This window comes from Nonomuraea sp. NPDC050663, assembly GCF_044456985.1.
In the GTDB taxonomy this organism is placed as follows: domain Bacteria; phylum Actinomycetota; class Actinomycetes; order Streptosporangiales; family Streptosporangiaceae; genus Nonomuraea.
Map to the genome: position 1 here is coordinate 324,377 of NZ_JBITGL010000008.1, position 24,847 is coordinate 349,223.

At 69.3% G+C, this 24,847-nt stretch carries 27 protein-coding genes; 16 read left to right on the plus strand and 11 right to left on the minus strand.

The features are described 5' to 3' along the window. Nucleotides 1-25 precede the first annotated feature (25 nt). Genes ACIBH1_RS26485 through ACIBH1_RS26495 form a run of 3 tightly spaced genes read left to right on the plus strand, consistent with a single transcriptional unit; the run spans nt 26 to nt 1,808 of the window. Nucleotides 26-370, plus strand: coding sequence for an MmcQ/YjbR family DNA-binding protein (locus ACIBH1_RS26485; protein WP_397316611.1), 345 nt, complete (start codon nt 26-28; stop codon nt 368-370). Nucleotides 371-421: 51 nt separating this feature from the next. Then, nucleotides 422-1,315, plus strand: a complete 894-nt coding sequence (locus ACIBH1_RS26490; RefSeq protein WP_397316612.1) for a phosphotransferase — start codon at nt 422-424, stop codon at nt 1,313-1,315. A gap of 10 nt (nt 1,316-1,325) precedes the next feature. Next, on the plus strand, nt 1,326-1,808 hold the full coding sequence (locus tag ACIBH1_RS26495; protein WP_397316613.1) for a GNAT family N-acetyltransferase: 483 nt from the start codon (nt 1,326-1,328) through the stop codon (nt 1,806-1,808). Between the two features lie 91 nt (nt 1,809-1,899). On the opposite strand, the gene ACIBH1_RS26500 is transcribed toward ACIBH1_RS26495, so the two are convergent. Together ACIBH1_RS26500 and ACIBH1_RS26505 are read right to left on the minus strand one after the other, a co-directional pair. Then, nucleotides 1,900-2,193 carry a barstar family protein gene (locus ACIBH1_RS26500; RefSeq protein ID WP_397316614.1) on the minus strand — a complete coding sequence of 98 codons (294 nt, stop codon included), beginning with the start codon at nt 2,191-2,193 and terminating at the stop codon, nt 1,900-1,902. Then, nucleotides 2,190-2,546: a ribonuclease domain-containing protein gene (locus ACIBH1_RS26505; RefSeq protein WP_397316615.1), complete on the minus strand. Its 357-nt coding sequence runs from the start codon at nt 2,544-2,546 to the stop codon at nt 2,190-2,192. Before ACIBH1_RS26505 ends, ACIBH1_RS26500 begins: the two co-directional genes overlap by 4 nt. Before the next feature lie 62 nt (nt 2,547-2,608). On the opposite strand from ACIBH1_RS26505, the gene ACIBH1_RS26510 reads away from it, so the two are divergent. The 5 genes from ACIBH1_RS26510 (at nt 2,609) to ACIBH1_RS26530 (ending at nt 6,404) form a co-directional block, all read left to right on the plus strand. Next, the gene (locus tag ACIBH1_RS26510) at nt 2,609-3,508 is read left to right on the plus strand and encodes a DMT family transporter (protein WP_397316616.1); all 900 of its coding nucleotides are present in this window, start codon (nt 2,609-2,611) and stop codon (nt 3,506-3,508) included. Next, nucleotides 3,471-4,073 (plus strand): GntR family transcriptional regulator, encoded by a 603-nt coding sequence (locus ACIBH1_RS26515; protein WP_397316617.1) that lies wholly within the window; start codon nt 3,471-3,473, stop codon nt 4,071-4,073. The genes ACIBH1_RS26510 and ACIBH1_RS26515 overlap by 38 nt, the downstream gene beginning before the upstream one ends. A gap of 42 nt (nt 4,074-4,115) precedes the next feature. Beyond that, the gene (locus ACIBH1_RS26520) at nt 4,116-4,466 is read left to right on the plus strand and encodes a hypothetical protein (RefSeq protein ID WP_181616626.1); all 351 of its coding nucleotides are present in this window, start codon (nt 4,116-4,118) and stop codon (nt 4,464-4,466) included. Between the two features lie 79 nt (nt 4,467-4,545). After that, nucleotides 4,546-5,289, plus strand: a complete 744-nt coding sequence (locus ACIBH1_RS26525; protein WP_397316618.1) for a WecB/TagA/CpsF family glycosyltransferase — start codon at nt 4,546-4,548, stop codon at nt 5,287-5,289. Then, on the plus strand, nt 5,286-6,404 hold the full coding sequence (locus ACIBH1_RS26530; RefSeq protein WP_397316619.1) for a hypothetical protein: 1,119 nt from the start codon (nt 5,286-5,288) through the stop codon (nt 6,402-6,404). Before ACIBH1_RS26525 ends, ACIBH1_RS26530 begins: the two co-directional genes overlap by 4 nt. Here the strand turns inward: ACIBH1_RS26530 and ACIBH1_RS26535 are convergent. Continuing rightward, nucleotides 6,356-7,168 carry a glycosyltransferase gene (locus ACIBH1_RS26535; RefSeq protein WP_397316620.1) on the minus strand — a complete coding sequence of 271 codons (813 nt, stop codon included), beginning with the start codon at nt 7,166-7,168 and terminating at the stop codon, nt 6,356-6,358. The genes ACIBH1_RS26530 and ACIBH1_RS26535 overlap by 49 nt on opposite strands. Nucleotides 7,169-7,499: 331 nt before the next feature. Here ACIBH1_RS26535 and ACIBH1_RS26540 point away from each other — a divergent pair, with 331 nt between their 5' ends. From ACIBH1_RS26540 to rfbD, 4 genes are read left to right on the plus strand one after another with little or no spacing between them, the layout of a single operon-like run. After that, on the plus strand, nt 7,500-8,867 hold the full coding sequence (locus ACIBH1_RS26540; protein ID WP_397316621.1) for a sugar transferase: 1,368 nt from the start codon (nt 7,500-7,502) through the stop codon (nt 8,865-8,867). Beyond that, entirely contained in the window at nt 8,867-9,928 is a 1,062-nt protein-coding gene (locus ACIBH1_RS26545; RefSeq protein WP_397316622.1) for a glucose-1-phosphate thymidylyltransferase, read from the plus strand. Before ACIBH1_RS26540 ends, ACIBH1_RS26545 begins: the two co-directional genes overlap by 1 nt. Then, on the plus strand, nt 9,925-10,857 hold the full coding sequence (rfbB, locus tag ACIBH1_RS26550; RefSeq protein ID WP_397316623.1) for a dTDP-glucose 4,6-dehydratase: 933 nt from the start codon (nt 9,925-9,927) through the stop codon (nt 10,855-10,857). Before ACIBH1_RS26545 ends, rfbB begins: the two co-directional genes overlap by 4 nt. Next, nucleotides 10,854-11,663, plus strand: coding sequence for a dTDP-4-dehydrorhamnose reductase (gene rfbD / locus ACIBH1_RS26555; RefSeq protein ID WP_397316624.1), 810 nt, complete (start codon nt 10,854-10,856; stop codon nt 11,661-11,663). The genes rfbB and rfbD overlap by 4 nt, the downstream gene beginning before the upstream one ends. Here the strand turns inward: rfbD and rfbC are convergent. The 4 genes from rfbC to ACIBH1_RS26575 are packed head-to-tail and all read right to left on the minus strand — an operon-like array spanning nt 11,607 to nt 15,276. Further along, nucleotides 11,607-12,191, minus strand: a complete 585-nt coding sequence (gene rfbC / locus ACIBH1_RS26560) for a dTDP-4-dehydrorhamnose 3,5-epimerase (RefSeq protein WP_397316625.1) — start codon at nt 12,189-12,191, stop codon at nt 11,607-11,609. The genes rfbD and rfbC overlap by 57 nt on opposite strands. After that, entirely contained in the window at nt 12,179-13,282 is a 1,104-nt protein-coding gene (locus ACIBH1_RS26565) for an aminotransferase class V-fold PLP-dependent enzyme (RefSeq protein WP_397316626.1), read from the minus strand. Before ACIBH1_RS26565 ends, rfbC begins: the two co-directional genes overlap by 13 nt. Further along, entirely contained in the window at nt 13,275-14,225 is a 951-nt protein-coding gene (locus ACIBH1_RS26570; RefSeq protein ID WP_397316627.1) for an NAD-dependent epimerase/dehydratase family protein, read from the minus strand. The genes ACIBH1_RS26565 and ACIBH1_RS26570 overlap by 8 nt, the downstream gene beginning before the upstream one ends. After that, nucleotides 14,215-15,276: an NAD-dependent epimerase/dehydratase family protein gene (locus ACIBH1_RS26575; protein ID WP_397316628.1), complete on the minus strand. Its 1,062-nt coding sequence runs from the start codon at nt 15,274-15,276 to the stop codon at nt 14,215-14,217. The genes ACIBH1_RS26570 and ACIBH1_RS26575 overlap by 11 nt, the downstream gene beginning before the upstream one ends. A 234-nt stretch (nt 15,277-15,510) precedes the next feature. Here ACIBH1_RS26575 and ACIBH1_RS26580 point away from each other — a divergent pair, with 234 nt between their 5' ends. After that, nucleotides 15,511-16,620: an acyltransferase family protein gene (locus ACIBH1_RS26580; RefSeq protein WP_397316629.1), complete on the plus strand. Its 1,110-nt coding sequence runs from the start codon at nt 15,511-15,513 to the stop codon at nt 16,618-16,620. 218 nt (nt 16,621-16,838) lie between these two features. On the opposite strand, the gene ACIBH1_RS26585 is transcribed toward ACIBH1_RS26580, so the two are convergent. Next, nucleotides 16,839-17,867 (minus strand): glycosyltransferase family 4 protein, encoded by a 1,029-nt coding sequence (locus tag ACIBH1_RS26585; protein WP_397316630.1) that lies wholly within the window; start codon nt 17,865-17,867, stop codon nt 16,839-16,841. 218 nt (nt 17,868-18,085) lie between these two features. On the opposite strand from ACIBH1_RS26585, the gene ACIBH1_RS26590 reads away from it, so the two are divergent. Genes ACIBH1_RS26590 through ACIBH1_RS26600 form a run of 3 tightly spaced genes read left to right on the plus strand, consistent with a single transcriptional unit; the run spans nt 18,086 to nt 22,031 of the window. Beyond that, nucleotides 18,086-19,114, plus strand: coding sequence for a hypothetical protein (locus ACIBH1_RS26590; protein WP_397316631.1), 1,029 nt, complete (start codon nt 18,086-18,088; stop codon nt 19,112-19,114). Next, the gene (locus tag ACIBH1_RS26595; RefSeq protein WP_397316632.1) at nt 19,111-20,562 is read left to right on the plus strand and encodes an O-antigen ligase family protein; all 1,452 of its coding nucleotides are present in this window, start codon (nt 19,111-19,113) and stop codon (nt 20,560-20,562) included. Before ACIBH1_RS26590 ends, ACIBH1_RS26595 begins: the two co-directional genes overlap by 4 nt. Further along, nucleotides 20,559-22,031, plus strand: a complete 1,473-nt coding sequence (locus tag ACIBH1_RS26600) for a lipopolysaccharide biosynthesis protein (protein WP_397316633.1) — start codon at nt 20,559-20,561, stop codon at nt 22,029-22,031. Before ACIBH1_RS26595 ends, ACIBH1_RS26600 begins: the two co-directional genes overlap by 4 nt. Here ACIBH1_RS26600 and ACIBH1_RS26605 read toward each other — a convergent pair. From ACIBH1_RS26605 to ACIBH1_RS26615, 3 genes are read right to left on the minus strand one after another with little or no spacing between them, the layout of a single operon-like run. Next, entirely contained in the window at nt 22,021-22,899 is an 879-nt protein-coding gene (locus ACIBH1_RS26605; protein ID WP_397316634.1) for a right-handed parallel beta-helix repeat-containing protein, read from the minus strand. The two genes, ACIBH1_RS26600 and ACIBH1_RS26605, sit on opposite strands and share 11 nt — an antisense overlap. Before the next feature lie 32 nt (nt 22,900-22,931). Beyond that, the gene (locus ACIBH1_RS26610) at nt 22,932-23,927 is read right to left on the minus strand and encodes a GNAT family N-acetyltransferase (RefSeq protein WP_397316635.1); all 996 of its coding nucleotides are present in this window, start codon (nt 23,925-23,927) and stop codon (nt 22,932-22,934) included. Next, nucleotides 23,924-24,832, minus strand: a complete 909-nt coding sequence (locus tag ACIBH1_RS26615; protein WP_397316636.1) for a glycosyltransferase family 2 protein — start codon at nt 24,830-24,832, stop codon at nt 23,924-23,926. The genes ACIBH1_RS26610 and ACIBH1_RS26615 overlap by 4 nt, the downstream gene beginning before the upstream one ends. Between the last annotated feature and the right edge of the window lie 15 nt (nt 24,833-24,847).

Consider the following 24,847-nt stretch of genomic DNA (forward strand, 5'->3'; position numbering starts at 1 on the left):
CAGTGCCGTCTGGTTTCATCACGGCATGGGTGTGAGCGTCGATGAGTTCCTGGAGATCGTGGAAGGTCTGCCCGAGGTCAAGCTGAGCGACGGCGGCGAGTGGACCGCCATCAAGGTGCGCGGCAAGGGCTTCGGCTACCTGTGGGAGAAGACTCGCACGGTCGGTCTGAAGGCGACGATCGCCGAGCAGCTGGCGCTGGTGGCCGAGCGGCCCGAGGTGTTCGAGATCCAGTTCACCGCCGGCAGGTTCGGCTGGGTCGTGGTGCATCTCGACCGCATCGACCGCGACGAGCTGGAGGAGCTGGTCGACGAGGCCTGGTGCCTGACGGCGCCCAAGCTGCTGCTCGATGCGCACGAGGCCCGCCGCTGAACGGGCAAAACTGGATGCAAGTTACAAGTGCAACATCTTAGGGTCGGCGGCGTGACTGCCGACTATTCAGAGGTCTTCCAGCGGTTCGGCATCGAGCCGCAGGAGTCGATATATCCGTACTCTCCCGTCTTCCGCGGCGAGATCGACGGCCGCCAGGTCGCGGTGAAGCGCACCCACTACGCCGAGTTCATGGGCCCCTGGGTGCGCGAGCTCCACGACAACGGCATCGCCGTGGTGACGCCACTGGCCGGGCCTCACAAGATCGGCGATTTCCACTGGGTCGCCTACCCGTGGATCGACGGGCGGGTCTACGACGGTTCGATCGACGACGTCGCCGCGGCGGGCGCGTTCCTGGGGCGGCTGCACGCCCAGCGGGGCGAGTCGCTGCCCGCCTTCCCCTGGCCCGACCACGACGAGGAGTCGGTGCAGGACGACATCGACGGGCTCACCAAGGCCCTGAGCACCTACCGCCCCGACCTGCGCGAGCAGGTGCTCGACCGGCTGGCGCCGCTGCTGCGCGCCTTCATGTCCACCACCCTGCCCGCGATCCGCGACGCCGGGCTGCCCGCGGTCGACGCGACCGTCGACTACAAGGCGGTCAACCTCGTCTACACCGATCATGGCCCGGTGCTCATCGACCCCGACAACGGCGAGCACATCCCGCGCCTGCTCGACCTGGCGCTGGCGACGCTGCTGTTCCACAACGACCTCGCGGGCGAGCCCGCGGCGCTCTTCGACGAGCGCCAGTGGGCGGCCTTCCGCGACGCCTACCTCGAGCACGTGGAGCTGACCGAGACCGAGCGGGCGCTGTGGCCGACCGCGCTGACCTACATGCTGCTGGAATGGGGCGTCTGGTCGGTGTGCAACGACGACTGGGCCGACCCCCGGCATGCGGCGTTCTTCGCGGACCTGATTACCGTGGATACGGCCAGGTTCCCGCTCTGAAAGGACGTCCGTGCTGATCGAGCTGCGCGACTGGCGCGAGGAGGACGCGCCCGTGGTGCTCAGGGCCTTCCAGGATCCCGCGATGAGCCGTCAGACCGCCATGCCGATCCTGACCATCCAGGACGCCGTCGGGTGGGTGGCCGCGGTGAGGAGTGTCGAGCACTCCTTCGCGGTCACCCTCGACGGCGCGGTGGTGGGCAACGCCGCGGTCACCGACATCGACCGGCACCTCAACGGGTGGGTGTCCTACTGGACGGTGCGCGAGGTCAGGGGGCGCGGGGTGGCGTCGGCCGCCGCCTCGCTGCTGGCCGAGTGGGCGTTCAAGGAGCGCGGGCTGTACCGGCTGGAGCTGGGGCATCGCACCAACAACCCGGCGTCGTGCCGGGTGGCGACCCGGGCGGGGTTCAGGGTCGAGGGCGTCGAGCGCGGCAAGCTCCTGTACGACGGCGTGCGCTACGACGTCGAACGCCACGCCCGCCTGGCCGACGACTGAGCCGAAGCGTCGAACGCCACGCCCGCCTGGCCGACGACTGAGCACGCGAAGGGCTGGCCAAGGCCGGAAAACGGTTAAGGCCGGAAAACGGCTAGGGCCAGAAGATGACGCTCAGCCGCCGGTTGGTGCCGGTGCCGGCGGCGACCGCGTCGGTGAGCACCGCCGCCAGCCGCGCGTAACTCTCCCCGTCGGCCGCCGCCAGGGCGCTGGTCCCCGACCAGATGAGCATGTGGTCGCCCGGCGGCAACCACCCCAGGTCCGTCAGGCAGTCGTAGAGCGCGTCGAGGTTGCCCCCGAAGTAGTCGGGAAACGACAGCTCGCGCGCGATCTTGGCGATCACGTCAGCGGGGCTCGCGCCCATGATCTGGTAGCTGGCCAGGCTCATCTCGTCACATCCACCACGACGAAGCTCCGATAGTGGTCCGGGGTGTAGTAAAGCTCGGCGGCGCGCTCGCCGGTGACCAGCCGCCGGGCGCCGCGGTCGGAGCGTCCGGGGGTGGGCACCGTGTACTCGTGGTAGTACCCCCTTCGCTGCGCGGGCAGCAGGCGCTCGCGGTTCTCGAAGACGACGCCGTCGCGGCTGTAGGGGAAGGGCCCGCCTCGCTGGATGAGCTCCCAGGTCCGTGACACCTGGGCAGGCAGCGAGGAGATCGGTCGCGCATCCGTCGTGGTCGCGCCGCATCCGCCCAGGAACGCCAGGGCTGCCAGCACCGGTGCGAGGAGTCCCCGGAGGTTCACCCTGTGTGCGTGCCCAACAAAGGACTGGACGAATCTTGTCTGGTTGTCAGACAATCGATGCCATGTGGAGAGTGGTAGCCGCAGCGGTGCTGTGGGGTACGGCCGGCACGGCCGGATTGCTGATCACCGCGGACCCGATCTCGGTGGCCGCCGCGCGCCTGGTCATCGGCGGCCTGGTGCTCGCGATGCTGGCCAGGGGGACACGCATCGAGCTGAGGCCGGGCCTGATCCTGGCGGCGCTGGCCGTGGCCGCCTACCAGCTGTGCTACTTCGCCGCCGTGAGCCGTACCGGCGTGGCCGTAGGCACGGTGGTGGCCATCGGCAGCGGCCCGGTCTTCACGGGCCTGCTCAGCTGGCTGCTCCACGGGCAGAAGCCTTCGCGCCGGTGGGCCGCGGCCACGGCGGCGGCGATCGCGGGATGCGCGGCGCTCCTGCTCGGCGCCGGCGGCGACCAGGCCGTCGCGGGAGACCGCGCGGCCGAGGACCTCGTCGGCATCCTGCTGGCCCTGCTGGGCGGCCTGATCTACGCCTTCTACGCGGTGATGGCCGCCCGCCACATCGGCGCGGGAGCTGACTCCAATGCCGTGATGGGCGTGATGTTCGGCGGCGCCGCGGTGGTCATGCTGCCGATCCTGATGTGGACGGGCCCCGGCTGGATGGCAGAGCCGAAGAGCCTGCTCGGTGCGCTCTACCTGGGGCTGGGCACCACGGCGCTGGCCTACTTCCTGTACGGCAAGGGCCTGCGCACCACCCCGGTGGCCACGGCGGCGACGCTCGCCCTGGCCGAGCCCGCGGTGGCGGCGCTGCTCGGCCTGCTGGTGCTGCACGAGAGCCTGACCGCGTTGTCCGTGGGCGGGCTGCTGCTCCTGGGCGCTAGCCTCGTGGCGGTAGCCCTACCGGAGCGGAGAAGCAGAGAGGAACCTCGTGCTGAAGCCGGTGTCAGCGGTCAACGCGCTGGTTGACGCGCTGCGGCAGCGGGTGTTGTCGGGGGAGATCGAGCCCGGCACGCCGCTGCCCGAGCAGGAGATCGCGGCGATGTACGGCGTGGCCAGGCCGACGGTGCGTGAGGCGATCGCGGCGCTGGTGCACGAGGGCCTGCTGCGCAGGGAGCGCAACCGCAGCGCCTACGTCCCCGATGTCACCCTGGCGGATCTCGACGACCTGATGCTGGTGCGCAGGCCGCTGGAGGACCTGATGGCGCGCAGGCTGCAGGGGCACAGGGTCGAGGCGGCGCAGGCGGCTCTGGAGCGGATGGCGCTGAAGGCCGACGCGCCGTGGTCGGAACTGGTGGCCGAGCACATGGCGTTGCACGAGGCGCTGATCGAGGCGGTCGGCAGCCCGCGCCTGGTCCGGCTGTACAACACGCTGGCGGCCGAGACCAGGCTGGGGCTGGTGCGCCTGCGCGACACCTACTCCGACAGGGAGCAACTGGTGTCCGAGCACCAGGGCCTCCTCGACGCCATCGCCGAGGGCGACGGCAGGGCGGCGGTTGCGGAGCATCTGAGCCATTCCTGGGGGGAAGCGTAGGGCTCTTGCGGGATGTGCATAGTTGTCGCGAGAATCGCGGCCATGCACGGCAATGCGATGCCGGACTCCTACGTGTACGTCACGGAAGAGGGCGTCACGCGACACTACGCCGACGGAAGCGTCGAAGCCCTAGCGTGGGAGGACGTCGTCGAGGTCCGGGTGCGCGCCGAGCCGGAGGCCGACGTTTTCTACATCCTCCTGGATCGTGATGGGGAGGGTTGTGTGGTGCCACGAAGCGCCACGGATGCCACCTTTCTTGCCCGCCTGAGGTATTTGCCAGATTTTGATCTCGACCGCTTGCATCTGGCTTCCGAGTCGGCCATGGATGGCGTTGTCGTGGTCTGGCGCAGCCCCGATCCGCCGAGCGCACTTCCTGACCTGGAATATGACTAGAAGTCGCCCCCCTTTCTGATCTCGCACGCGGCTGGTACAAAGTTGCAATAGCTGGCGTATGGGTGGGGTGCGGCAAAACATGACAGTACGCAGCGAGGTGCTCGACGCTCGGATCGACCCGCTCACGATGGACGAGGTCATCCGCCGGTGCGTCGACGCCATCGCATTACGCAGGCCGCTGACGATCGGTGTCGTCAACGCGGCGAAGCTGGTGAACATGAGGGCCGACGCGCTGTTACGCGAGTCGGTCGAGACCTGCGAGCTGGTGCTGGCCGACGGCCAGGCCGTGGTCTGGGCCTCGCGGGTGCTCGGCGCCAAGTTGCCGGAACGGGTGGCGGGCGTCGACCTCTTCATGGAACTGCTGGCCGAGGGGGACCGGCGCGGATACCGCGCGTTCTTCCTGGGCGCCACGCAGGACGTCCTGGACCGGATGACGGCCGAGATAGGCCACAGGTTCCCCGGCCTGGTCATCGCCGGAGCGCGCAACGGCTACTTCGACGACGCGCAGAGCGGGCAGGTGGCGCAGGAGATCCGCGACAGCGGCGCCGACCTGCTCTTCCTCGGGATGACCTCGCCGAAGAAGGAGATCTTCGTCAGGGAGTGGGGCGGGCACACGGGGGCGATGGTCGTCCACGGGGTGGGCGGCTCGTTCGACATCCTGTCGGGGCAGACGAAGCGGGCGCCGAGAAGCTGGCAGCGGCTGGGCCTCGAATGGTTCTACCGGCTGATCCAGGAGCCGGTACGGCTCGGCCCGCGCTACCTGAAGACCAACGCGCGCTTCATCCTGATGATCGCGCAGCAGCGAATGGGGAGGACCAAGTGACGCGGATCGCCATGCTCGGTGATCAGGCCGGATTCGTCACCGAGATGGTGGACATGTCCGTGCGGGGGCTGACTCCGGGCTACGTGAAGGGCGACCGCGAGTTCGTCTTCACCCGGCGGGGCAAGCAGCAGGCCGACGGCTCGTGGGTCGCCGAGCCCGAGGGGCGCAGCGTCAGGTACAGCGCGATCGTGGCGCTGGGCCTGGCCACCGTGCCGGAGGCGCGGCAGCGCGAGGCCCTGGCGGGAGACAGCCTGGCCGAGCTGGTCGACGCGCTGGTCGACCGGCTGCCGTCGGTGACGAACCTGGGCGACGTGGCGCTGATCTGCTGGGCGGCGGCCGAGACCGGCAGCGGCCGGGTGGCCGAGGCGCTGGCCAGGCTCGCCGAGGTGGACGTGGCGAGCGCCGTCTTCACGGTGGAGGCGTCGTGGGTGCTGGCCGCGCTCGCCAGCGCCAAGGTCACCGACGACCGCTACAAGGCGGCCAGGTCCAGGATCGTCGACAACATCGGCGCGGGAGGCCTCTACCCCCACGTCATCGGCCAGGACGCCAGCCAGCCCTGGTATCGCGGCCACGTCGGCTGCTTCGCCGACCAGGTCTACCCCATCCAGGCCCTGGCCAGGGCGGGCGACGCCGAGGCGGTCAAGACGGCCGAGCTGGTCGCCGACCGCATCTGCCAGGCGCAGGGGCCCGAGGGCCAGTGGTGGTGGCACTACGACTCCCGCGACGGCTCGGTGGTCGAGGGCTACCCCGTCTACAGCGTGCACCAGCTGGCGATGGGCCCCATGGCGCTGCTCGACCTGATGGAGGCGGGCGGCAGGAACCGGATCGAGGAGATCGAGCTGGGCCTGCGCTGGATGCACGAGCGCCCCGAGACCGCGGAGAAGCTGGTCTTCGACGACCTGACCTGGCGCAAGGCGGCCAGGCAGGACCCCAAGAAGCTCGTCAGAGGCGTCAGGGCCGCCGCGACCAGGCTCAAGAAGGGCACCCGCGTGGCCGTGCTCGACCGTGTCTATCCGCCGGTGGCGGTCGACAGGGAGTGCCGGCCGTACGAGCTGGGCTGGCTCCTCTACGCCTGGGGATTCCGGCTCGACTCGTCGCGCAGCCAGGTGGAGTAGTCGCCCGCGGCGATCATCTTGCGGCCCGCGCGCCGGGCGAGCACCGCGACGGTCATGAACCACACCACCTGGAGCGGGCGCAGCACGGCGATGCGGGCCAGGTCGCCCAGTCCGGTGCGGGCCGACGAACCCGACGACGACTGTTCGTACTCCGCGACGCTGGTGACGGCGCGGATGCGGCGGCGCAGCAGGTCGTCGACGGTGCGCGGGGTCTGGATGACGACCCTGGCCCCCCGCACGACCGCCCGCTCGGTGGCGGAGAACGCCATCGAGGCAGCCAGGTCGTCGGCCATGACCTGGGGAAGCTCCATGATGCGCTTGTTGCCCTCCTCGGAGACGGCGATGACGCCGCGTCCGAAGAGCTGGGAGGCGACCTCGGGCAGCCGGGACCAGACGGAGTAGTACCAGCGCACGCCGAGCGGCCGGTCGGCGAGCGCGAGGTCACGTTCGGGGGCGGAGGCCAGAACTCCTCCGGTGCTGAGCGCGTCACACAACAGGCGGACGTCGTCGGCGCCGATCACCACGTCGGCGTCGACGTACAGCCGGGGAAAACCGACAGCGGCCTGGTCGCCCAGGCGTAGGGCCTCGCGTTTGGACGGGACGGGCGTCTCGATCACGCGGGCGCCGTGCGAGGCGGCGACGGCGGCCGTCGAGTCGGTGCAACCGTTGGCCACGACAACGATGTCGAACTCGGAGGGCTGAAGTGCGGACAGCAACCGGCCGACCACTGCGGCCTCGTTGTGCGCGGGAATCACGATGCTCACCACAACAGAGCAACGAAGCACTCCTGGACCGTTCCGTCAAGGACCGATTGAGTCCGGATCAGGCCAGTCTGTGTCATTCCCGACGGATTAGTTCGTATCTAGCATTGATCACGGTGGGGACGGGTGGTGCGTGGGGCCAATGTGAATTCTGTGAAACATGACAACCCATGAGGTGCATTAGGCGTCTATGGCCTAGGTGATCGAGTTTTAGTAGCGGGTGGGGCGACGCGTGAATGGTCGGACAGGGTTATCAAAAGTTCATGAGCTAGCCGAGGAGACGATCGTCAGGCCCGAGGGGGGCTCGTGGACGCGGTCGTATCGTCGGGCGCTGGTGGCGGGAGATCTCGGCTGCGCCTTCCTGGCGCTGGCCGGGGGCACCGCCGTGCGGTTGTGGCTGGACATCTACATCACCACCGACGACATCGTCTTCGGTACGGCCATCGGCCTCGCCTGGCCGCTGGCGCTGGCGATCAGCGGCGGATACCGGCGCCGCGTCCTCGGAGAGGGCAGCGAGGAGTTCCGCGCGGTCGTCAACGCCTGGCTGGGCCTGACCGCGGTCGTGGCGATCTCGTCCTATATGACGCAGGCGACGGTCGCGCGTAGCTACGTGGTGGCGATGCTGCCGGTGGCCACGCTCTTCACGCTCGTCTTCCACCACCGCATGCGCAGGCGGCTGCACCGCAGGCGCGCGGTGGGCATCAACGTGCGCCGCGTCGTCGCGGTGGGGCACGAGTCGTCGGTCCTGGACCTGGTCAGGCAGTTCAAGCGGCAGTCGCACCACGGCATGAAGGTGGTCGCGGCGTGCGTGCCGTACATCGAGTTCGGCCGTCGCAGGAACGGCCTCGACGGCGTGCCCGTGATGGGCGACTTCAGCGACGTCGCGCTCGTGGTCGACAAGACCGGCGCCGACGCGGTGGCGGTGCTGGCCTGTCCCGAGCTCGACGGCGCCGCGCTGCGGCGGCTGGCGTGGAGCATCGAGACCAAGGGCACGGAGCTGTTCGTCGCGCCCGCGCTCCTGGACGTGGCCGGACCGCGCACGAGCATCCGGCCGATGGCGGGCATGCCGCTGCTGTACGTGGAGCACCCGCGGCTCGACGGCGCGGCCCAGCTGGTCAAGTCGGTGTTCGACAAGATCGTGGCCTCGCTGATCCTGCTGGTGATCGGCCTGCCGATGCTCGTCATCGGGCTGATCATCCGGAGCACCAGCCCCGGTCCCGCGCTGTTCCACCAGATCAGGGTGGGCAGGAACGGCCAGGAGTTCAGGGTCGTGAAGTTCCGCACCATGCGGCAGGACGCCGAGCAGGTCAAGCTCCTGCTCACCGACGACAACGAGTTCGACGGCGTGCTGTTCAAGATCCGCAACGATCCCCGGATCACGGGGGTCGGCGGGTTCCTGCGCCGCTACTCGCTCGACGAGCTGCCGCAGCTGTTCAACGTGATGCGCGGCGACATGTCACTGGTCGGTCCCCGGCCGCCGCTACCTTCAGAGGTGGAACAGTACGGTGCGGACGTGCGCCGGCGCCTGGTCGTCAAGCCGGGCATCACGGGACTGTGGCAGGTGAGCGGCCGCAGCGACCTGTCGTGGGAGGAGTCGGTCAGGCTGGATCTGCGCTACGTCGAGAACTGGTCGCTCATGCTGGACCTGCAGATCCTGTGGAAGACGATTTCCGCCGTCATCGGCGGCGAAGGGGCGTACTGATGAAGGCGATCGTGCTGGCCGGAGGCTCGGGCACCCGGCTGCGCCCCATCACGCACACGCAGGCCAAGCAACTCGTGCCGGTGGCCAACAAGCCGGTGCTCTTCTACGGCCTGGAGGCCATCGCCCAGGCGGGCGTCCGCGAGGTCGGCATCATCGTCGGCGACACCCAGGCGGAGATCGAGGCGGCCGTCGGCGACGGCTCCGCGTTCGGCATCGACGTCACCTACCTGCGCCAGGAGGCCCCGCTCGGCCTGGCCCACGCGGTGCTGATCGCGCGCGACTTCCTCGGCGACGACGACTTCGTCATGTACCTGGGTGACAACTTCATCGTCGGCGGCATCGACGACATCGTGGCCACCTTCACCGCCCAGCGCCCCGACGCGCAGATCATGCTCACCAAGGTGCCCGACCCGCGCCAGTTCGGCGTGGCGGAGCTCGACACCGACGGCCGCGTGGTGCGCCTGGAGGAGAAGCCGAAGGAGCCCAAGAGCGACCTGGCGCTCGTCGGCGTCTACCTGTTCACCAAGGCCGTGCACGAGGCCGTGGCCAGGCTCGAACCCTCGTGGCGGGGCGAGCTGGAGATCACCGAGGCCATCCAGTGGCTGCTCGACGCGGGCCTGCGGGTCGACTCCACGGTCATCTCCGGCTACTGGAAGGACACCGGCAACGTCTCCGACATGCTGGAGGTCAACCGGCTGGTCCTGGAGAGCATCGAGAGCAGAGGCCACGTCGACGAGAGCACGGAGGTCATCGGCCGGGTCGTGGTCGAGGAAGGCGCGACGATCACCGGCTCCCGCATCGTCGGTCCCGCGATCATCGGGGCCGGCTCGGTCATCCGCGACTCCTACATCGGCCCCTTCACCTCCATCGCCGACGACTGCCACGTGATCGGCAGCGAGATCGAATACTCGATCGTGCTGCGCGAGGCCTCTATCGTCGGAGTCGGGCGTATCGAGGCCTCGCTCATCGGGCGCGGCGTCGAGGTGACCCCGGCGGCACACGCGCCCCGCGCGCACAGACTCGTCCTAGGCGACCACAGCAAGGTGCAAATCTCCTCATGAGGATCCTCATCACCGGCGGAGCCGGCTTCATCGGCTCCGCCTATGCCCGCATGGCCGCGGCCGAGCACGAGGTGACCGTGCTCGACAAGCTCACCTACGCGGGCAACCCGGCCAACCTCGACGGTGTGGAGCACGCCTTCGTGCACGGCGACATCTGCGACGGCGACCTGCTCAAGACCGTCGTGAGGGGTCACGACCTGGTGCTCAACTTCGCCGCCGAGTCCCACGTCGACCGCTCCATCGAGGGCGCGGCCCCGTTCGTCACCACCAACGTGCTCGGCACCCAGACCCTCATGCAGGCCTGCCTCGACGCCGGCATCCCGCGCGTGGTCCAGGTCTCGACCGACGAGGTCTACGGCTCGGTCGACATCGGCTCCTGGAGCGAGGACGCCCCGCTCGCGCCGCGCTCGCCGTACTCCGCGGCCAAGGCGGGCGGCGACCTGATCGCCCGCGCCTACGCCGTCACCCACGGCCTGAACGTCTCCATCACGCGCTGCGGCAACAACTACGGACCCCGCCAGTATCCGGAGAAGGTCATCCCGCTGTTCGTCACCAACCTGCTGCAGGGCCGCAAGGTCCCGCTCTACGGCGACGGCGGCAACGTGCGCGACTGGATCCACGTCGACGACCACTGCCGCGGCATCCGGCTCGTCGCCGAGCGCGGCGAGGCGGGCGAGGTCTACCACATCGCCGGTACGGCGGAGCTGACCAACCTGGAGCTCACCCAGCGCCTCCTCGACGCCCTCGGGGCCGGCTGGGACATGGTCGAGAGGGTTCCCGACCGCAAGGGCCACGACCGCCGTTACTCCCTCGACGACAGCAGGCTGCGCGCCATGGGCTACGAGCCGCAGGTCGGCTTCGACGAGGGCCTGGCGGCCACGGTGCGCTGGTATGTCGACAACCCGTCGTGGTGGAAGGAACGCCGGTGAGGTGGCTGATCACCGGAGCGGGCGGCATGCTGGCCGCCGACCTGGCCGGGCTGCTCGACGACGCCGTGGCCCTGAGCCGGGCCGAGCTCGACATCCGTGACAAGGACGCCGTGACGCGTGCCGTCCGTGAGCACCGGCCCGACGTGATCGTCAACTGCGCGGCGTGGACCGCCGTCGACGACGCCGAGCGCCACGAGGAGGAGGCGCTCGCGGTCAACGGGCACGCCGTGGCCAACCTGGCGGGCACCGGGGCACGGCTGATCCAGATCTCCACCGACTACGTCTTCGACGGCACCTCCCGCGTGCCGTACGCCGAGGACGCGCCGACGCGGCCGGTCAACGCCTACGGCCGCAGCAAGCTCGTCGGCGAGCTCGCCGCGGACGGCCACGTGATCGTCCGTACGGCCTGGCTGTACGGCGCGAGCGGCCGGAACTTCGTCAAGACGATGATCAGGCTGGAGCGGGAGCGCGAGAGCGTCAGCGTGGTCGCCGACCAGCACGGCGGGCCGACGTGGAGCGCCGATCTGGCGCGTTACGTGGCCACGCTGGGCGACGCCCCGCCCGGCATCCACCATGGCACCAACGCCGGGCAGACGACCTGGCACGGTCTGGCCCGAGAGGTCTTCACGCTGCTCGGAGCCGATCCCGCAAGGGTGAAGCCGATCCCGGCCTCCGATTACCCCGTGCCGGCGCCCAGGCCCGCCTACAGCGTCCTGGGCAACCCGCGGCTGCGCGACTGGCGCGAGGCCCTAGGCGAGGCTTTCGTAGAGATCCAGGCAGGCCTGGTAGCCGGGCAGCAGCCCTGAGGCCTCCTTGAGCGTGGGCGCCGCGGCGTCCTTGTCGGACAGCACCGGTTCGACGTCGAGCCGCCAGTCGATGTCGAGGTCGGGGTCGAGAGGGTGGATGCCGTGCTCGCGCCCTGGAGCGTACGGCTCGGAGCACAGGTAGGTGACGGTCGCCCGGTCGCTGAGCACGGAGAAGCCGTGCGCCAGGCCCTCGGCGACGTAGACGCCGCGCCGATTCCTGTCGTCGAGCAGCACCGAGGTCCACTGGCCGAAGGTCGGCGAGCCGACCCTGACGTCGACGATCACGTCGAGCACCGTGCCCGCCACGCAGGTGACGTACTTGGCCTGGCTGGGCGGTACGTCGGCGAAGTGCAGTCCGCGGATGACGCCGCGCTCGGAGACCGAGCAATTGACCTGGGCGAGCCGCAGCCGGTGACCGGCCACGGCGGCCAGGTCGGCGGCGCGGAAGCTCTCCAGGAACTCGCCCCTGGAGTCGCGGTGCACGACGGGGGTGTGCGTCCACGCTCCCTGGATGCTCAGGGGCTCCATGCGCCGATTTCCTCCTCGAGCCGGGCCAGGTCGTCCAGGGTGTTGTAGAAGTGCGGTGAGAAGCGCAGATAGCACTGCCCGGTGACGTCGTGGCGCACCGAGGTGCTGATCCGCGCGGCCTCCAGATGACGGTAGAGGCTCTCGGCGCGTTCCTGCGCCAGCGGCAGCGAGATCAGCGGGGTCGCGGGCGCCCAGGCGTCGTCGGCCAGTCCGTGCTTCAGCAGGATCGTGACGAGCGCCGAGCGCAGCTCGGCCAGCCGCTCCTCGATCGCGTCGAGTCCCACCTCGCCGAACATGCGCAGCGCCTCGCCCATGCCGGCGATGCCCAGCACGTTGGGGGAGCCCGCCTCGAACCGCCCGGCTCCCGCGACCAGATCGAGGCCGGGGCCGTACGGGCGCTCCGTCGTCATGTTGCGCCAGCCGACCACCGGAGGGACCAGCTGCTCGGCCGCCCGCGGCGAGACGTACATGAGCGCGCAGCCCTTGGGGGCCAGCAGCCATTTGTGCCCGTCGGCCACCACCACGTCGTACGGCGAGGCGTCGAAGGGTTGCGTGCCCAGGGTCTGGATGGCGTCCACGACGACCAGCACGCCGCGCTCTCGCAAATCCTCCAGGCCGCGTACGGCCTGCCCGGAGGCGAAGTTGACCGTGGAGACGCAGACCGCCCTGGTGCGGTCGTCGACGAGGTCGAGGAAGGGGCCGCTCCAGACGTCCGCCTCGCGCACCTCGATCCCGTGGCGCCGCCACGGGTCCGATGCCGAGGGGAAGTCGCCCGCCGCCACCACGACGTTGTCGCCGGGCCGCCAGTCGACCGCCGAGGCGACCAGCGAGACGCCGGTCGAGGTGTTGAGGACGAACGCGATGTCGGAGGCCGGGACCGCCAGCATGCGGCCGGCCGCCTCGCGGGCGCCACGTTCGATCGGATCCTCCAGGAACGAGCCCTGGCCGCGCTCGGCGAGCGCGGTGGCCAGGTCGCACACGGCCGCCGCCACCCGGGCGGGCAGCGGCGAGAAGGCCGCGTGGGCCATGAAGATCCGGCTTCGGGTGATCGGGAACTCGAGCTCGCGCTCCTTGACGAGCCGATCAAGCATGGAGGTGCTCCCGATACCAGTCCACGGTCTCCCGCAGGCCGGTCATCAGGTCGGTGCGCGGCTCCCAGTCGAGCTCCTTGCGCGCCCGTCCGGCGTCGAGGCACTTGCGCCGCGGGTTGTCGGCGACCGGGCCGCGGAAGACCGGCTCGCGCTCGGCGCCGTCGGCCAGGCGGCTGATCGCGCAGACCAGGTCGCGCACGCTGACCGGGTCGCAGGTGCCGAAGTTGTAGACGCCCTGCAGCGCACCGTCGTCGACCTCGGCCGCCGCCAGGTAGCCGGCCACCACGTCGTCGACGTAGACGAAGTCGAGCGCCGTGGAGCCGTCGTCGCGGTCGCCGAAGTCGTAGCAGTCGCCGCCCAGCGCCTGGCAGACGGCGGTCGGCACGATGCGGCTCGGGCTGGTGTCGCCCGGGCCGTAGGTGTTCATGAACCGCCCGATCCGCACGTCGAGGGCGAACGTGCGAGAGTAGGCCAGCACGATGTTCTCGGCCGCTATCTTCGAGGGGCCGTAGAGGTTGGCGCCCACCTTGGGCTCGTCGTTCTCGAAGTAGGTGTGCTCGCCGGGCTCCGAGCCGTAGATCGCGCCGCTGGAGGCGTGGACGACCCGGGCGACGCCGTGCAGCCTGGCCGCCTCCAGGACGGAGGTGGTGGCCAGCACGTTGTCGCGGACGGTGGCGTACGGCTCGGCGACGCTCACGGGCACGAACGGCTGGGCGGCGAGGTGGAAGATCACCTCGGGCCTGGTCTCGCCGACGAGGGCGACGACCGCCTCCAGGTCGCACAGGTCGAGCTGGACCTGCGAGACGTCCGGGCACTCGCGCCAGGACGGCACGGCCTCGCGGTCGACGCCGACGACCCGCCACCCTCGCGAGACGAGGGTGCGGGCCAGGACGGAACCGACGAAGCCGGCGGAACCGGTGACCAGGCAGGTCCTAGTGGCCATTGCGGAGGAGCCGTTCGGTGTGGTGGGTGATGGTCCGCTCCAGCCCCTGCTCGAAGGTGACGGAGGTCCTGAAGCCGAGCCGCTGGGCGATCTTGGTGTGGTCGAGCCGCTGCCGCTGGATCGCCAGAGCGCCCTGGCCGTACGTGGTGACCTGCATGCCGTTCTTCTCGACCAGCTCGGCCCGGTAGGGGTCGACCTCGGCCAGGATGCGCACGCTGGTGTCGATGATCTCCTTGATGACGCTGGGCGTCGACAGGTGGACCACCGAGCTCATGTTGAAGACCTCGCCCAGCGACTGCTCGTGGCAGGCCATGGTGATCAGCGCGTCGATGACGTCCTCGACGAAGACGTAGTCGCGCCAGTGGTCCATGGACTCGTAGTAGAGCACCGGCGGCTCCGGCGCGACCGGGTTGAAGATCTTGCTCAGCGACTTGGGGAACAGCCGGTAGCCGACGTTGTAGTCGTGCGGGCCGAAGACGTTGCACAGCCGCAGCACCGCCATGGGGGTGCCGAAGGTGTGGAAATGACTGCGCGCCATGACATCGGCGGTCAGCTTGCCCGCGTCGTAGATGCCGATGCCGCGCAGCGGCGAGTCCTCCAGGTAGTGGCTGCCGTCCATCTCGCCGTAGACCTTGTCGGTCGAGGTGATGACGACACGGCGCGGCGGCGTCTCGCTGCGGCGCACCGCGTCGAAGACGTTGAGCCCGCCGATGGCGTTGGTCATCAGCGAGTCGTACGGGAAGGCCGTCGACTTCTCGATGACCGAGTAACCGGCCAGATGGAAGACGTAGTCGAAGTTCCTGCCGTGGATCAGCGCCGCCACCGCGTCGCGGTCACGCAGGTCCAGGTCCACGATCTCCAGCCCGGAACGCCGGTCCTGCGGCAGCTCGTGGAGAAGCGACTGCCGGGCGGGGTCGGTGTCGCAGTCGACGACCACGACGCGACCTCCCAGGGCGAGAAGTCTCGCCGTGAGATATGAGCCGATGAAGCCCATTCCGCCTGTGACCAGAGTCAGGGAATCGGATAACTCGCTGTCAAATTCTGTGGGCATGGAGACGTTCCCCCCTCGCGAAAGTTCGCAGGAACTCTACAGATTTCGCATTCCCCCGAAATGCCATCAACCCCTGGGATCAAAGCACACATGTCAGGGCCATGTCCACGTGAGCTGGAACGGTGCAAAACATAGCTTACAGGTAGGAAATGAATATTATTTTCGAGTTGTAGCCTGAGCCCCGTCCTTGTGCTCCAATCGAACGGTCACGTCCGCTCTGATCAGGGGGAAACCATGACCGAGGCCGCCTCCGGTACTCCAGTGCGCCTGCACTCCTTAACCGGGCTCCGGTGGATCGCGGCCTTCGTCGTCTTCGGCTTCCACATCGACCAGCTCAAGATCTCCGACAACGCCGTCTACTCCGAGATCGTCCGTGTCCTGTTCTGGCCGGGCACGGTGGGCGTCCCCTTCTTCTTCCTGCTGTCCGGCCTGGTGCTGACCTGGTCGGCCAAGGCCGGCGACCGGCCCTCGTCCTTCTGGCGCCGCCGCGTCGCCCGCGTCTATCCCAACCACGTCGTCACTTGGATCGTTGTAGCGATCGGCCTCACGGTCCTGAGCAGCGAGGCGGCGCCCAACGCCGGCCAGGTGATCAGCGGGCTCTTCCTGGTCCAGGCCTGGATCCCCGACTTCGACTACGTCTTCGGCGTCAACACCCCCGCCTGGTCACTGTCGGCCGAGGCCGTCTTCTACGCCTCGTTCCCCCTGCTGCTGCCGCTGCTCAAGCGGGTGCGCCGCATGTGGATCGCCGCCGCCGGGCTGCTGGCCGCCATCTGGGCGCTGCCGCTGCTGTTCCTGGTGATGCCGCACGACCCGGCGTACTACCTGGTGTGGGTGCTGCCCTTCTCGCGCATGCTGGAGTTCGCGCTGGGCATGGCGGTCGCGCTGATGATCCAGCGGGGCACCTGGCGGGGCCCCGGCCTGCTGGTCTCCGGGGCGATCGCGCTGGGCGCCTACCTGACCGTGCCGCTGCTGCAGGAGTGGGGCTACGTGGCCTGGACCGTCGGGCCGTTCGCGCTGCTGCTGGCCGCCGCCGCGCAGGCCGACATCAAGCAGACGCCCTCGGTGATGCGCCGGCCCTGGCTGGTCTTCCTCGGTGAGATCTCCTTCGCCTTCTACCTGGTCCACCAGTTCGTCATCCGGTTCGTGGTCAAGGTGACCGGCACCGGGATCTCGGTGGGGCTGGCGATCGGGGTGTTCGTGGTCTCGCTGGCCGTCTCGATGCTGCTGTCGTGGGCGCTTTTCCGGGTGGTGGAGAAGCCCATGGAGCGCTTTATCCGGACTTATCGCACCAAAAAGCAGCGGGCTGCCGACGCGGAGGAACCCGCTCCGGTAACGGCGAGTTGAGTCAAGCGATTGGACTGTCCGGATGTGGACAATTCGCTATATTCGTTGCCCACAAGCATGCGCCTAGGATCACATTTGGCGAGATTTTGCGACATCGACCCTTGGGGGAGGGTGTGGGGCACTCAGCGCGCGTTGCGTCGGGGGGCAGACGTAACGGGGAGACGCTCGGCGACGAATGCCCAGATATGGGATCCGCGACCGAGCGCCCCCCGCTCTGGTCAGCGTGCCGTCTTGGCGATGCGGACGATGTCGTCGGCCACACGGTCCCAGGTGTAATGCTGGATGAGCGCCTCGGCGCGCGTCAGGATGCGGGTGTATATCTCATCGTTGCCGAGCACACCGGCGATGGTCCGGGCGAGGACCTCGGGATCGTCGCCGTCCACCAGGTCGCCGTTGACTCCCGGCTCGATGATCTCCGTCATCGCGTAGGCACGCCGCGCCACGCAGGGGATACCGTGCGCCAGCGCCTCGATGAAGGCCAGGCCGTACGCCTCGAACCGGCTCGGCATCACCAGCACGTCGTGCTCGGCGTACAGCGGCCGGACCTCCGCGGGCGGCAGCTTGCCGAGGAAACGCACGCCGTCGGGCACGGGGCCCGGCAGCGGCCACTCCGGCGGGCCGACGATCGTCAGCTCGATGCCGGGGTCGACCTCGCGGCGCAGGATCTGCGTCGCGGCCACCACCAGGTCGCCCGCCTTGCGGTGGAAGTCGATGCCCACGAACAGCAGCCGCTTGCGCGGCGCCTCGCGCCTGGTCGTCGGAGGTACGGCCGGCAGGCTGTTGGCGCCGGGCAGCACCACGTGAACCTTCTCCTCCGGCAGCCCGGTCACCCGCACCAGGTGGTCGGCCAGCCAGTGGCTCATCGCCAGCACGCCGCTCGCTTCGGCGTAGATCGACAGCTGGCGGTCGCGCAACCGCTTCAGGTCGTCGAGGGACAGGCCGGGGGCCTGCACCGAGCGGCCCGTCGCCGGGTCGAGATGCTCCATCACGATGTCGAAACTGAGGTCCTGGTAGAGAAGGTACGGGGTGTCCAGCCTCGCCAGGTCTCCGAACTGCAACACCACGTCGGGGCGCAACCGGCGCTCCGCGGCCCGCAGTTGCCGGCCCGCCAGGCTCAGCGTCACCGGGTGGCGGGTCCACTGGGTGCGCCACGTGCCGTTGTGCCGGTAGGCTCCCAGGCCTCGCAGGGCCGACCTGACCGGGGTGGACCATTCGAGCCCCAGGTCGACCACGTCGGTGCGCTCCAAAAGGCACTTTCGGATGGTCCAGGGGGCGTGCGACCATGTTTTCTCAGGCGGGTTATCCCAGGCGCAGGCAAACCCCAGCTTGAGGGAATCGGGGGCCACGTGTTCCTCCGTGTGGTCAAAACGGATTATCTGGCGGACATTGTAGGTCCACTGCGTGGACGCGCTAGGGGGATTCAATGGACTTAATCGCCATCCTTCGCATTGGCTTCAGGCGATGGATGATCCTGATTCCCATGCTCATGGCCTCGGTGGGCCTGAGCGTGCTGGCGGTGACGCACGTCGCTGCGTCATACGAGGTCCAGGGCGCGTTCCGGGTCAACTACCAGTTCCTTGGAACGTTGGAATCGGTCCAGAGTCTGCAGCTCAACCCTTATTTCGACATTCAGTCGACGGCTTGGGTGATGGCTCAGGTCGGGCAATCGCCCGACGTCGCCAAGAAGCTTATTCCGAAGGGGTCCGACGCGAAATTCGCGCTCGACAACCCCGGGCAGGCGGTCATCTCGGTCCTGGTCACCGACTCCGATGACAAGGAGGCGCTGGCGATCTACCGGGCCATCGGCAAGGAGCTCAGCAACCGCCTTGAGCAGCTGCAGGCCGACAAGGCCATCCCGATGCGCTACCGGGTCGTCCTCGACGACGTCGTCCAGCCCAAGAGCGCGGCGGTCTCCAACGGCAATCGTTTCAAGGTCGCGGGTGTGGCCGGAGCGCTCAGCCTGGTGCTCTCCTTCGGCCTGTGCCTGATCCTCGACTACGCCAAGCGTTCGCGCCAGGCCCGCGCCACGGGCGGCCAGCCCGCTCCCGCGATCGCGGCCGCGGCGCCCGTCACGCCCGCCGCACCGTCCGCCGCCGTCACGCCCGCTCCGTCGCCCGCGCCGCTCGCGGCGCCGGTCTCCGCCCCTGCCCTCGCTCCCGCGGTCGCCTCGCCGGTCGCCTCGTCGGCCGTTTCCAGGCCGGAGCCCGAGGTCAAGAAGGAGCGGCCCGCCTCCGCCACGGTCGAGTTCCGCGTCCAGAAGCCGGAGCCCGCGGCCAACGGGAACGGCAACGGCAACGGCAACGGCAACGGGAACGGGAACGGGAACGGCAAGGCGAAGCCCAAGAGTGCCGCCAAGCCCAAGCCCGAGGTCAAGCCCGACCCGAAGCCCGAGGCCACGCCCGAGCCTGAGCCCGAGCCCGAGCGCGTCGTCTCGCACGAGGACGACATGCCCACCGGCGAGCTGCCCAGGATCGACATCAGCCGCATGAGATGAGCTCGATCGTCAGGGGCAGGGTCAGCACCCTGCTGCACAAGCGCTGGGGCCTGCCGACCGTCTACCTGGTGGTCTGCGGGCTCTCCCTGACGCTGCCCACGTTCCTGCCCAACTTCACCCTCGGCATCCTGGTCGTCACCCTGTTCGCCGCCTTCGCCATGGTGATGCGGTGGAACGAGCAGACCGTCCTCGGGCTGCTGCTCGCGGCGGGCTTCCTGATCCCCACCTCGCTCAGCATCGAGGCGCTCGGCCAGGTCGGCATCCCCTCAATGCTCATCGGCCTGCTGTTACTCCTCCTGTGGCTCTACGGCCGCTGCACGCCGGAGCTGGGTCTCGACAGCGGGCCGCAGCCGGTGCGCTACATGGCGCTGTACATCATGATCGCGCTGTTCGCGAGCTACATCGCCGGCCAGCTGCGCGGCATGTCGTCGCTGGAGGCCTCGGGCGCCGACGCCACCATGATCTTCGTCGCGTCGTCGCTGGGCATGCTGCTGTTCACCGCCGACACCATCAAGGACATGACCGGCGTGCGCCGGTTGCTGGGCTGGCTGGTCGGCCTCGGCGTGATCCTGTCGGTGACCGGCATGCTGCAGAACTTCCAGGTCATCGACATCTACCGTGACCTGCGCATCCCCGGCATGAAGTACTTCGACCCCATCGGCCTGGAGTCGCTGGCCCGCGAAGGATACCTGCGGGTGCAGGGACTGGCCGGCCACCCGATCGAGTTCAGCGTGGTGCTCGGCATGCTGCTGCCGATCGCGCTGCACTTCGCCCTGCACTCGCCCCGCGAGCAGCGGCTGCGCTGGTGGGCGGCGGTCGCGGTGATCGGCGCGGGGCTGCCGATGGCGTTGTCGCGCTCGGGCATCCTGGCCGCCGGCGTCTCGCTGATCATCTACCTGCTGGCCACCCGGGTCCGCGTGCTGGCCACCCTGGTGCCCATCGGCCTGGTGGGCGTGCTCGGCATGAGCCTGGTCTTCCCCGGCCTGCTGGGCTCGATCCGCAACCTCTTCCTGTTCGGCTACATCGCCAACGACACCAGCATCTCCAGCAGGACCGACGACTACGCCATCGCGCTCAAGCTGTGGGCCGACTATCCGGTGTTCGGCACCGGACCGGGCACCTACATCCCCAAGCTCTACCGCATCCTCGACAACGGCTACCTCTACTACCTGATCACCCAAGGGGTGTTCGGCCTGCTCGGGTTGGTGGGGCTGTTCGCGTGCGGCTACTTCCTCGTGCGCAGGATCGAGTGGACCACCAAGGACCCGCACATGCGTGACCTGGCCCAGGCGCTGGCCGGGTCGATCGCGGGAGCGGCGCTGGTGACCGCCACCTTCGACTCCTTCGGCTTCAACATCATGTTCGTCACCACCCACTTCCTCGTCGGCATCGCCGGGGTGATGTGGCGGGTGTCGATCCGAGACAGAGACAAGGTTCCCCTCCAGTGAGCGTGAGCACCGCCGAGACCGCCGCGAGCGGGGCCAAGTGGACCGTCGCCGCGATGATCGCCCGCCAGGTCGGGCGGCTGGGATTCGTGGTGGTGCTGGCCCGCATGCTCGGCCCCACGGAGTTCGCCGTGGCCGCGGCGGCCACGATCTACATCACCTTCACCGCGGTGCTGCTGGAGACCGGGCTGGCCTCGGGCATCGTGCAGAAGGACGTGCTGCGCAAGCAGGACGAGGGCGCGACGTTCTGGACCATGACCGGCATCGCGGTGCTGCTGTCGGGGCTGACGGTGCTGCTGGCCGTACCTGTCAGCGACTTCCTGGGGATCGAGCGGCTGGCTCCCGTGCTGGCGGTGCTGGCGATCGGGCCGCTGCTGAAGGGCTTCACCGTGGTGGCCAGCGCGCGGCTGCAGCGAGAGCTGCGATTCCGGGTGCTGGGCCTGGGCGAGGTCGTGGCGGTGCTGATGGGCGCGGGCCTGGGCATCGCGGCCGCGATGATGGGGGCGAGCTACTGGGCGCTGGTGGTGCAGCAGGTGGCCACCGACCTGATCGTGCTGGCCATCTGGCTGGTCGCCGCGGGCCTGTCGTCCTTCCGCGCCGACCGCGAGGGCTTCCGCCACGTGTGGCGCTTCGGGGTGCCGGTGATGGTCTCGCAGGGCATCGGCTACGCCACCCGCAGCGCCGACAACGTGATCATCAGCAGGTTCCTGGGCGAGACCGCGCTCTCGTTCTACATGGTGCCCTACCGGATCATGCTGGTGCCCGTCGGCGTGCTCGGGACCGTGGCCAACCGGGTGGCCTTCCCGATCATCTCCCGCATCCAGGACGACAAGGCGCGCATCGCCTCCATCTATCTGGCGATGACCAGGCTGATCGCCGCCATCGCGGTGCCCGCCATGGTCGCCGCCGCCGTGCTGGCGCCCGAGCTCATCGAGACGGTCTTCGGCCCCGAGTGGCTGCCCGCCGTGCCCGTGCTCATCGCGCTGGCGGCCACCGGCATCTTCGACTCCCTGACGACCATCGGCGGCTCGGTCTTCATGGGACTGGGCCGCGCCGACATGACCTTCCGCTGGTCCTGGATCCCGATGGTGGTCACGCTGCCCGCCTTCTTCGCCGGCCTGCCCTGGGGCGTCGTCGGCGTGGCTGCGGCCTACTCGCTCGCGACCATGGTGCTGGTGCCCTTCCGGATCATGGACATGGGCAGGGTGACCGGCTTCACCCTCGTCGACTGGCTGCGGGCGCTGTGGCCGCCGACGGCCGCCACGGCGATCGCCGCCGCGGCCGGCTGGCTGGCCGCCTTCGGGGTACGGCAGGCGGGCCTGCCCGTGCCGCTCGGCCTGGTCGCGGGCAGCGTCGTGATCGGCGCCGGCTACCTGCTCGTGCTGCGCCTGATCAGCGCGGCGGCCTTCACCGAGATCATGACCGCGGGCCGGTTGCTGGCCCGCGGCAAGCTCGCCGGCGTCAGCGAGTAGGCAGCGGGATCTCCTGGTCGTTGTCGGAGAAGGTGTTGTTGCGCCACACGGTCGCGTAGGCACGCTCGTCGACCGCGTCCCACAGGTAGGCGCCGCGCTTGAAGGTGTTGTTGACGAATGACAGATCCGCGCCCTTGACCCCGATGTAGGCGGTGTAGCCGCCGCCGCTGAGCCGGTTGCCGTCGATGACGATCTTGCCGGACCTGCCGCGGTCGAGGGTCGAGACGATGAACAACGCCGCGTTGGTGTTGTCGTCGGTGGGCTCGTGGCCGCGCCAGGTGCCGCCCATGCCGATCTCGATGACGTTGTCCTTGATCAGCACGTTCTTCACCCGCTCGAAGACCTGCAGGCCGTCGGCGTGGGAGCCCTTGGAGGGCTTGAAGTCGTGGATCCACGAGTCGGTGATCGAGAAGTTGTCGCCGACCTTGGCGCCGTCGTGCGTCATGCCGTAGATGTCGAGGTTGCGGGCGGTGATGTTCTCGTAGCCCATGCCCGCGTCGAGGAAGTCGCCGCGGATGGTGACGTTCTCGACGGTCACCTCGCCGCTGCCGGCCTGGTGGATGCCGAAGGCGTCCTTGCCGGTGCCGGTGATGCGGCAGTTGCGGATCACCACGCCCGTCACGCCGTCGTCGATGAAGATGTGCCCCTTGATGTCGAGGCCCTCGATCACCTGGCCGGGGACCGCCCACACGCCGGTGGAGGGCGTCAGCTTCAGATCCTTCGGCACGCCGTACTTGGGCTGCTTGACGGGCTTCTGCGACGGTGTGGGCGTGGCGCTCTGCTCGGGCGCCGCGGCGCTCGTGGCCGGCGCCGGCGGAGCGCTCGTGGCCGCCGTGGGGGGCGTGCTCGCACCGCAAGAGGCTGTCACGGCCAGGACCGTGGCAGCCAGGAGAGCACGGATCATCTCTGGGTGTACCTCCGAACACCTCGTGCGACCTGGCGCAGGAGGGACGACGATCGTGCCATCTTGCCGGCCGTGCGAACGACTCTGCGCACCGCGCCACCGCCCACCAGGCCCTCGCCGACGAGGGTCTGGCCGGTCATGGCACGCCGCTTGTACTCATCTTCGCCCCGGCCCAGATCGATACGTTCCAAGCCCGCGCCCATCAGTTCGCGCAGCAGGATCCAGCCGGGGGAGTATCCGGACAGACTCGGCTCGTAGACCGGGAACCACCAGTGAAGCACGCCGCCGGAGAGCATGCCGAAGTGGGCGGCCAGCAGATGATCGCCCGCGTGCACGGTCGACAGCACGCCCGCGAAGTCCGTGTCGTGCACCTTCAGCAGGCGGTGCATCAGATCCACGTGGCGCGTGTCGGCGAAGTAGTCACGCGCGCCGGTCGCGGCGTACTGCGCCCGCTTGAGCCTGATCACCTCGTCGAGCAGCCCGGGGTCGGCCGCGTCCGCGGCGAAGCGCACCTCGCCCAGCTCCCGCTCGGCCTTCTTGGCCCGGCGCCGGGCCTGCCCGATGTTGTCCTTGCCGCTGCGGGACGCGCGGCTCAGATAGCCGTCGAGGCCGCCGCTGACGTCGATGTACGGCGACACGCGCCGGTTCTCGATGTACGGCTCGAAGCCCGGGTGACCCTCGATCAGGTGGTCGAAGGCCAGGCCGCCGAGCCCGGCGGTCTTCACGAACTCCTCGGGCGGGAAGCCGGTGCCGATCGGCCCCTGGAAGTCGGCGGCGGGCCAGCCCACGGGCCGGGCCAGCGAGCCGTCGCGGTGGAAGGCGAAGACGAAGCCGTCGTCCACCGCCACCTCGACCGCATGGCCGCTGGCGTGGACGGCGGCGGCGAAGCCGGGGTGGAAGTACGGGCTGTCGAACGCCTCGTCCGTGGCCCTGAGGGCGTGCCAGTGCGCCAGGTCCGCGTCGGACAGGCTGTCGAATGGAACGATCCTCATCGGGGCGGCCAAGGGAGCTTCGAGGGGCGCAGCACGGCCTTGAGCGCCGCGCGTGCCGTACGCCTGCCGGTCAGGGCGCGCACGCTCTCGCCCGCGATGATCAGGCCGTGGTGGATTCCACCGGCGATCCTGCCGCGCCTGCGGTAGAACAGCCTGACCCGGTTGACCATCAGCAGCGCGTAGAGCGCCGGATTGGTGTCGGACTCGCCCCCGATGTGCTCGAAGACGGCCTGCGGTTCGTACCAGAGCGACCAGCCGTGGTCGCGGGCACGCAGCGCGTACTCCGTCTCCTCGCTGTAGAGGAAGAACGACTCGTCCCAGGAGCCGATCTCCTTGATCAGCGAGGTGGAGATGAGCATCGCCGCTCCGGTCGCCCAGACCGCCGGACCCGGCTGGTCGTAGTGGCGCGGATCGGTGATCAGCTCGCCCAGCGAGCCGATGCGGCCCGCCCTGGTTCCGCCGATGACCGACTCGGCCAGTTGCCGGTGGATGGCGGGGTCGCGACGCAGCGACGGTTGCAGGCTCTGGTCGGGGTTGACCAGGCGGGGCACGGTGATGCCGCGCCGCTCGCCGAGGTCCATGGCCTTGGCCAGGTAGCCGAGCGAACCCGGATGGAGGCGGCAGTCGGGGTTGAGCACCAGGACCGCGTCGAGGTCCTCGAGGGGCAGCGAGTCGACGCCGGCGTTGACGGCGGCGGCGTACCCGGCGTTCCTGCCCATCTGGACGACCTGGACCGGCAGCTCGCGCGCGGACGTGGCCACGGCGCAGGAGTTGTCGGCCGAGGCGTTGTCGGCGACGACGACATGGGAGAGCCGGGTGCCCTGGGAGCCTCTGGACAGGGACTCCAGGCAGCCTTCGAGCACTTCGGCGCTGTTGTACGTGACGATGACGATAGCGATCTTCATCAGGGCGGTGAACAC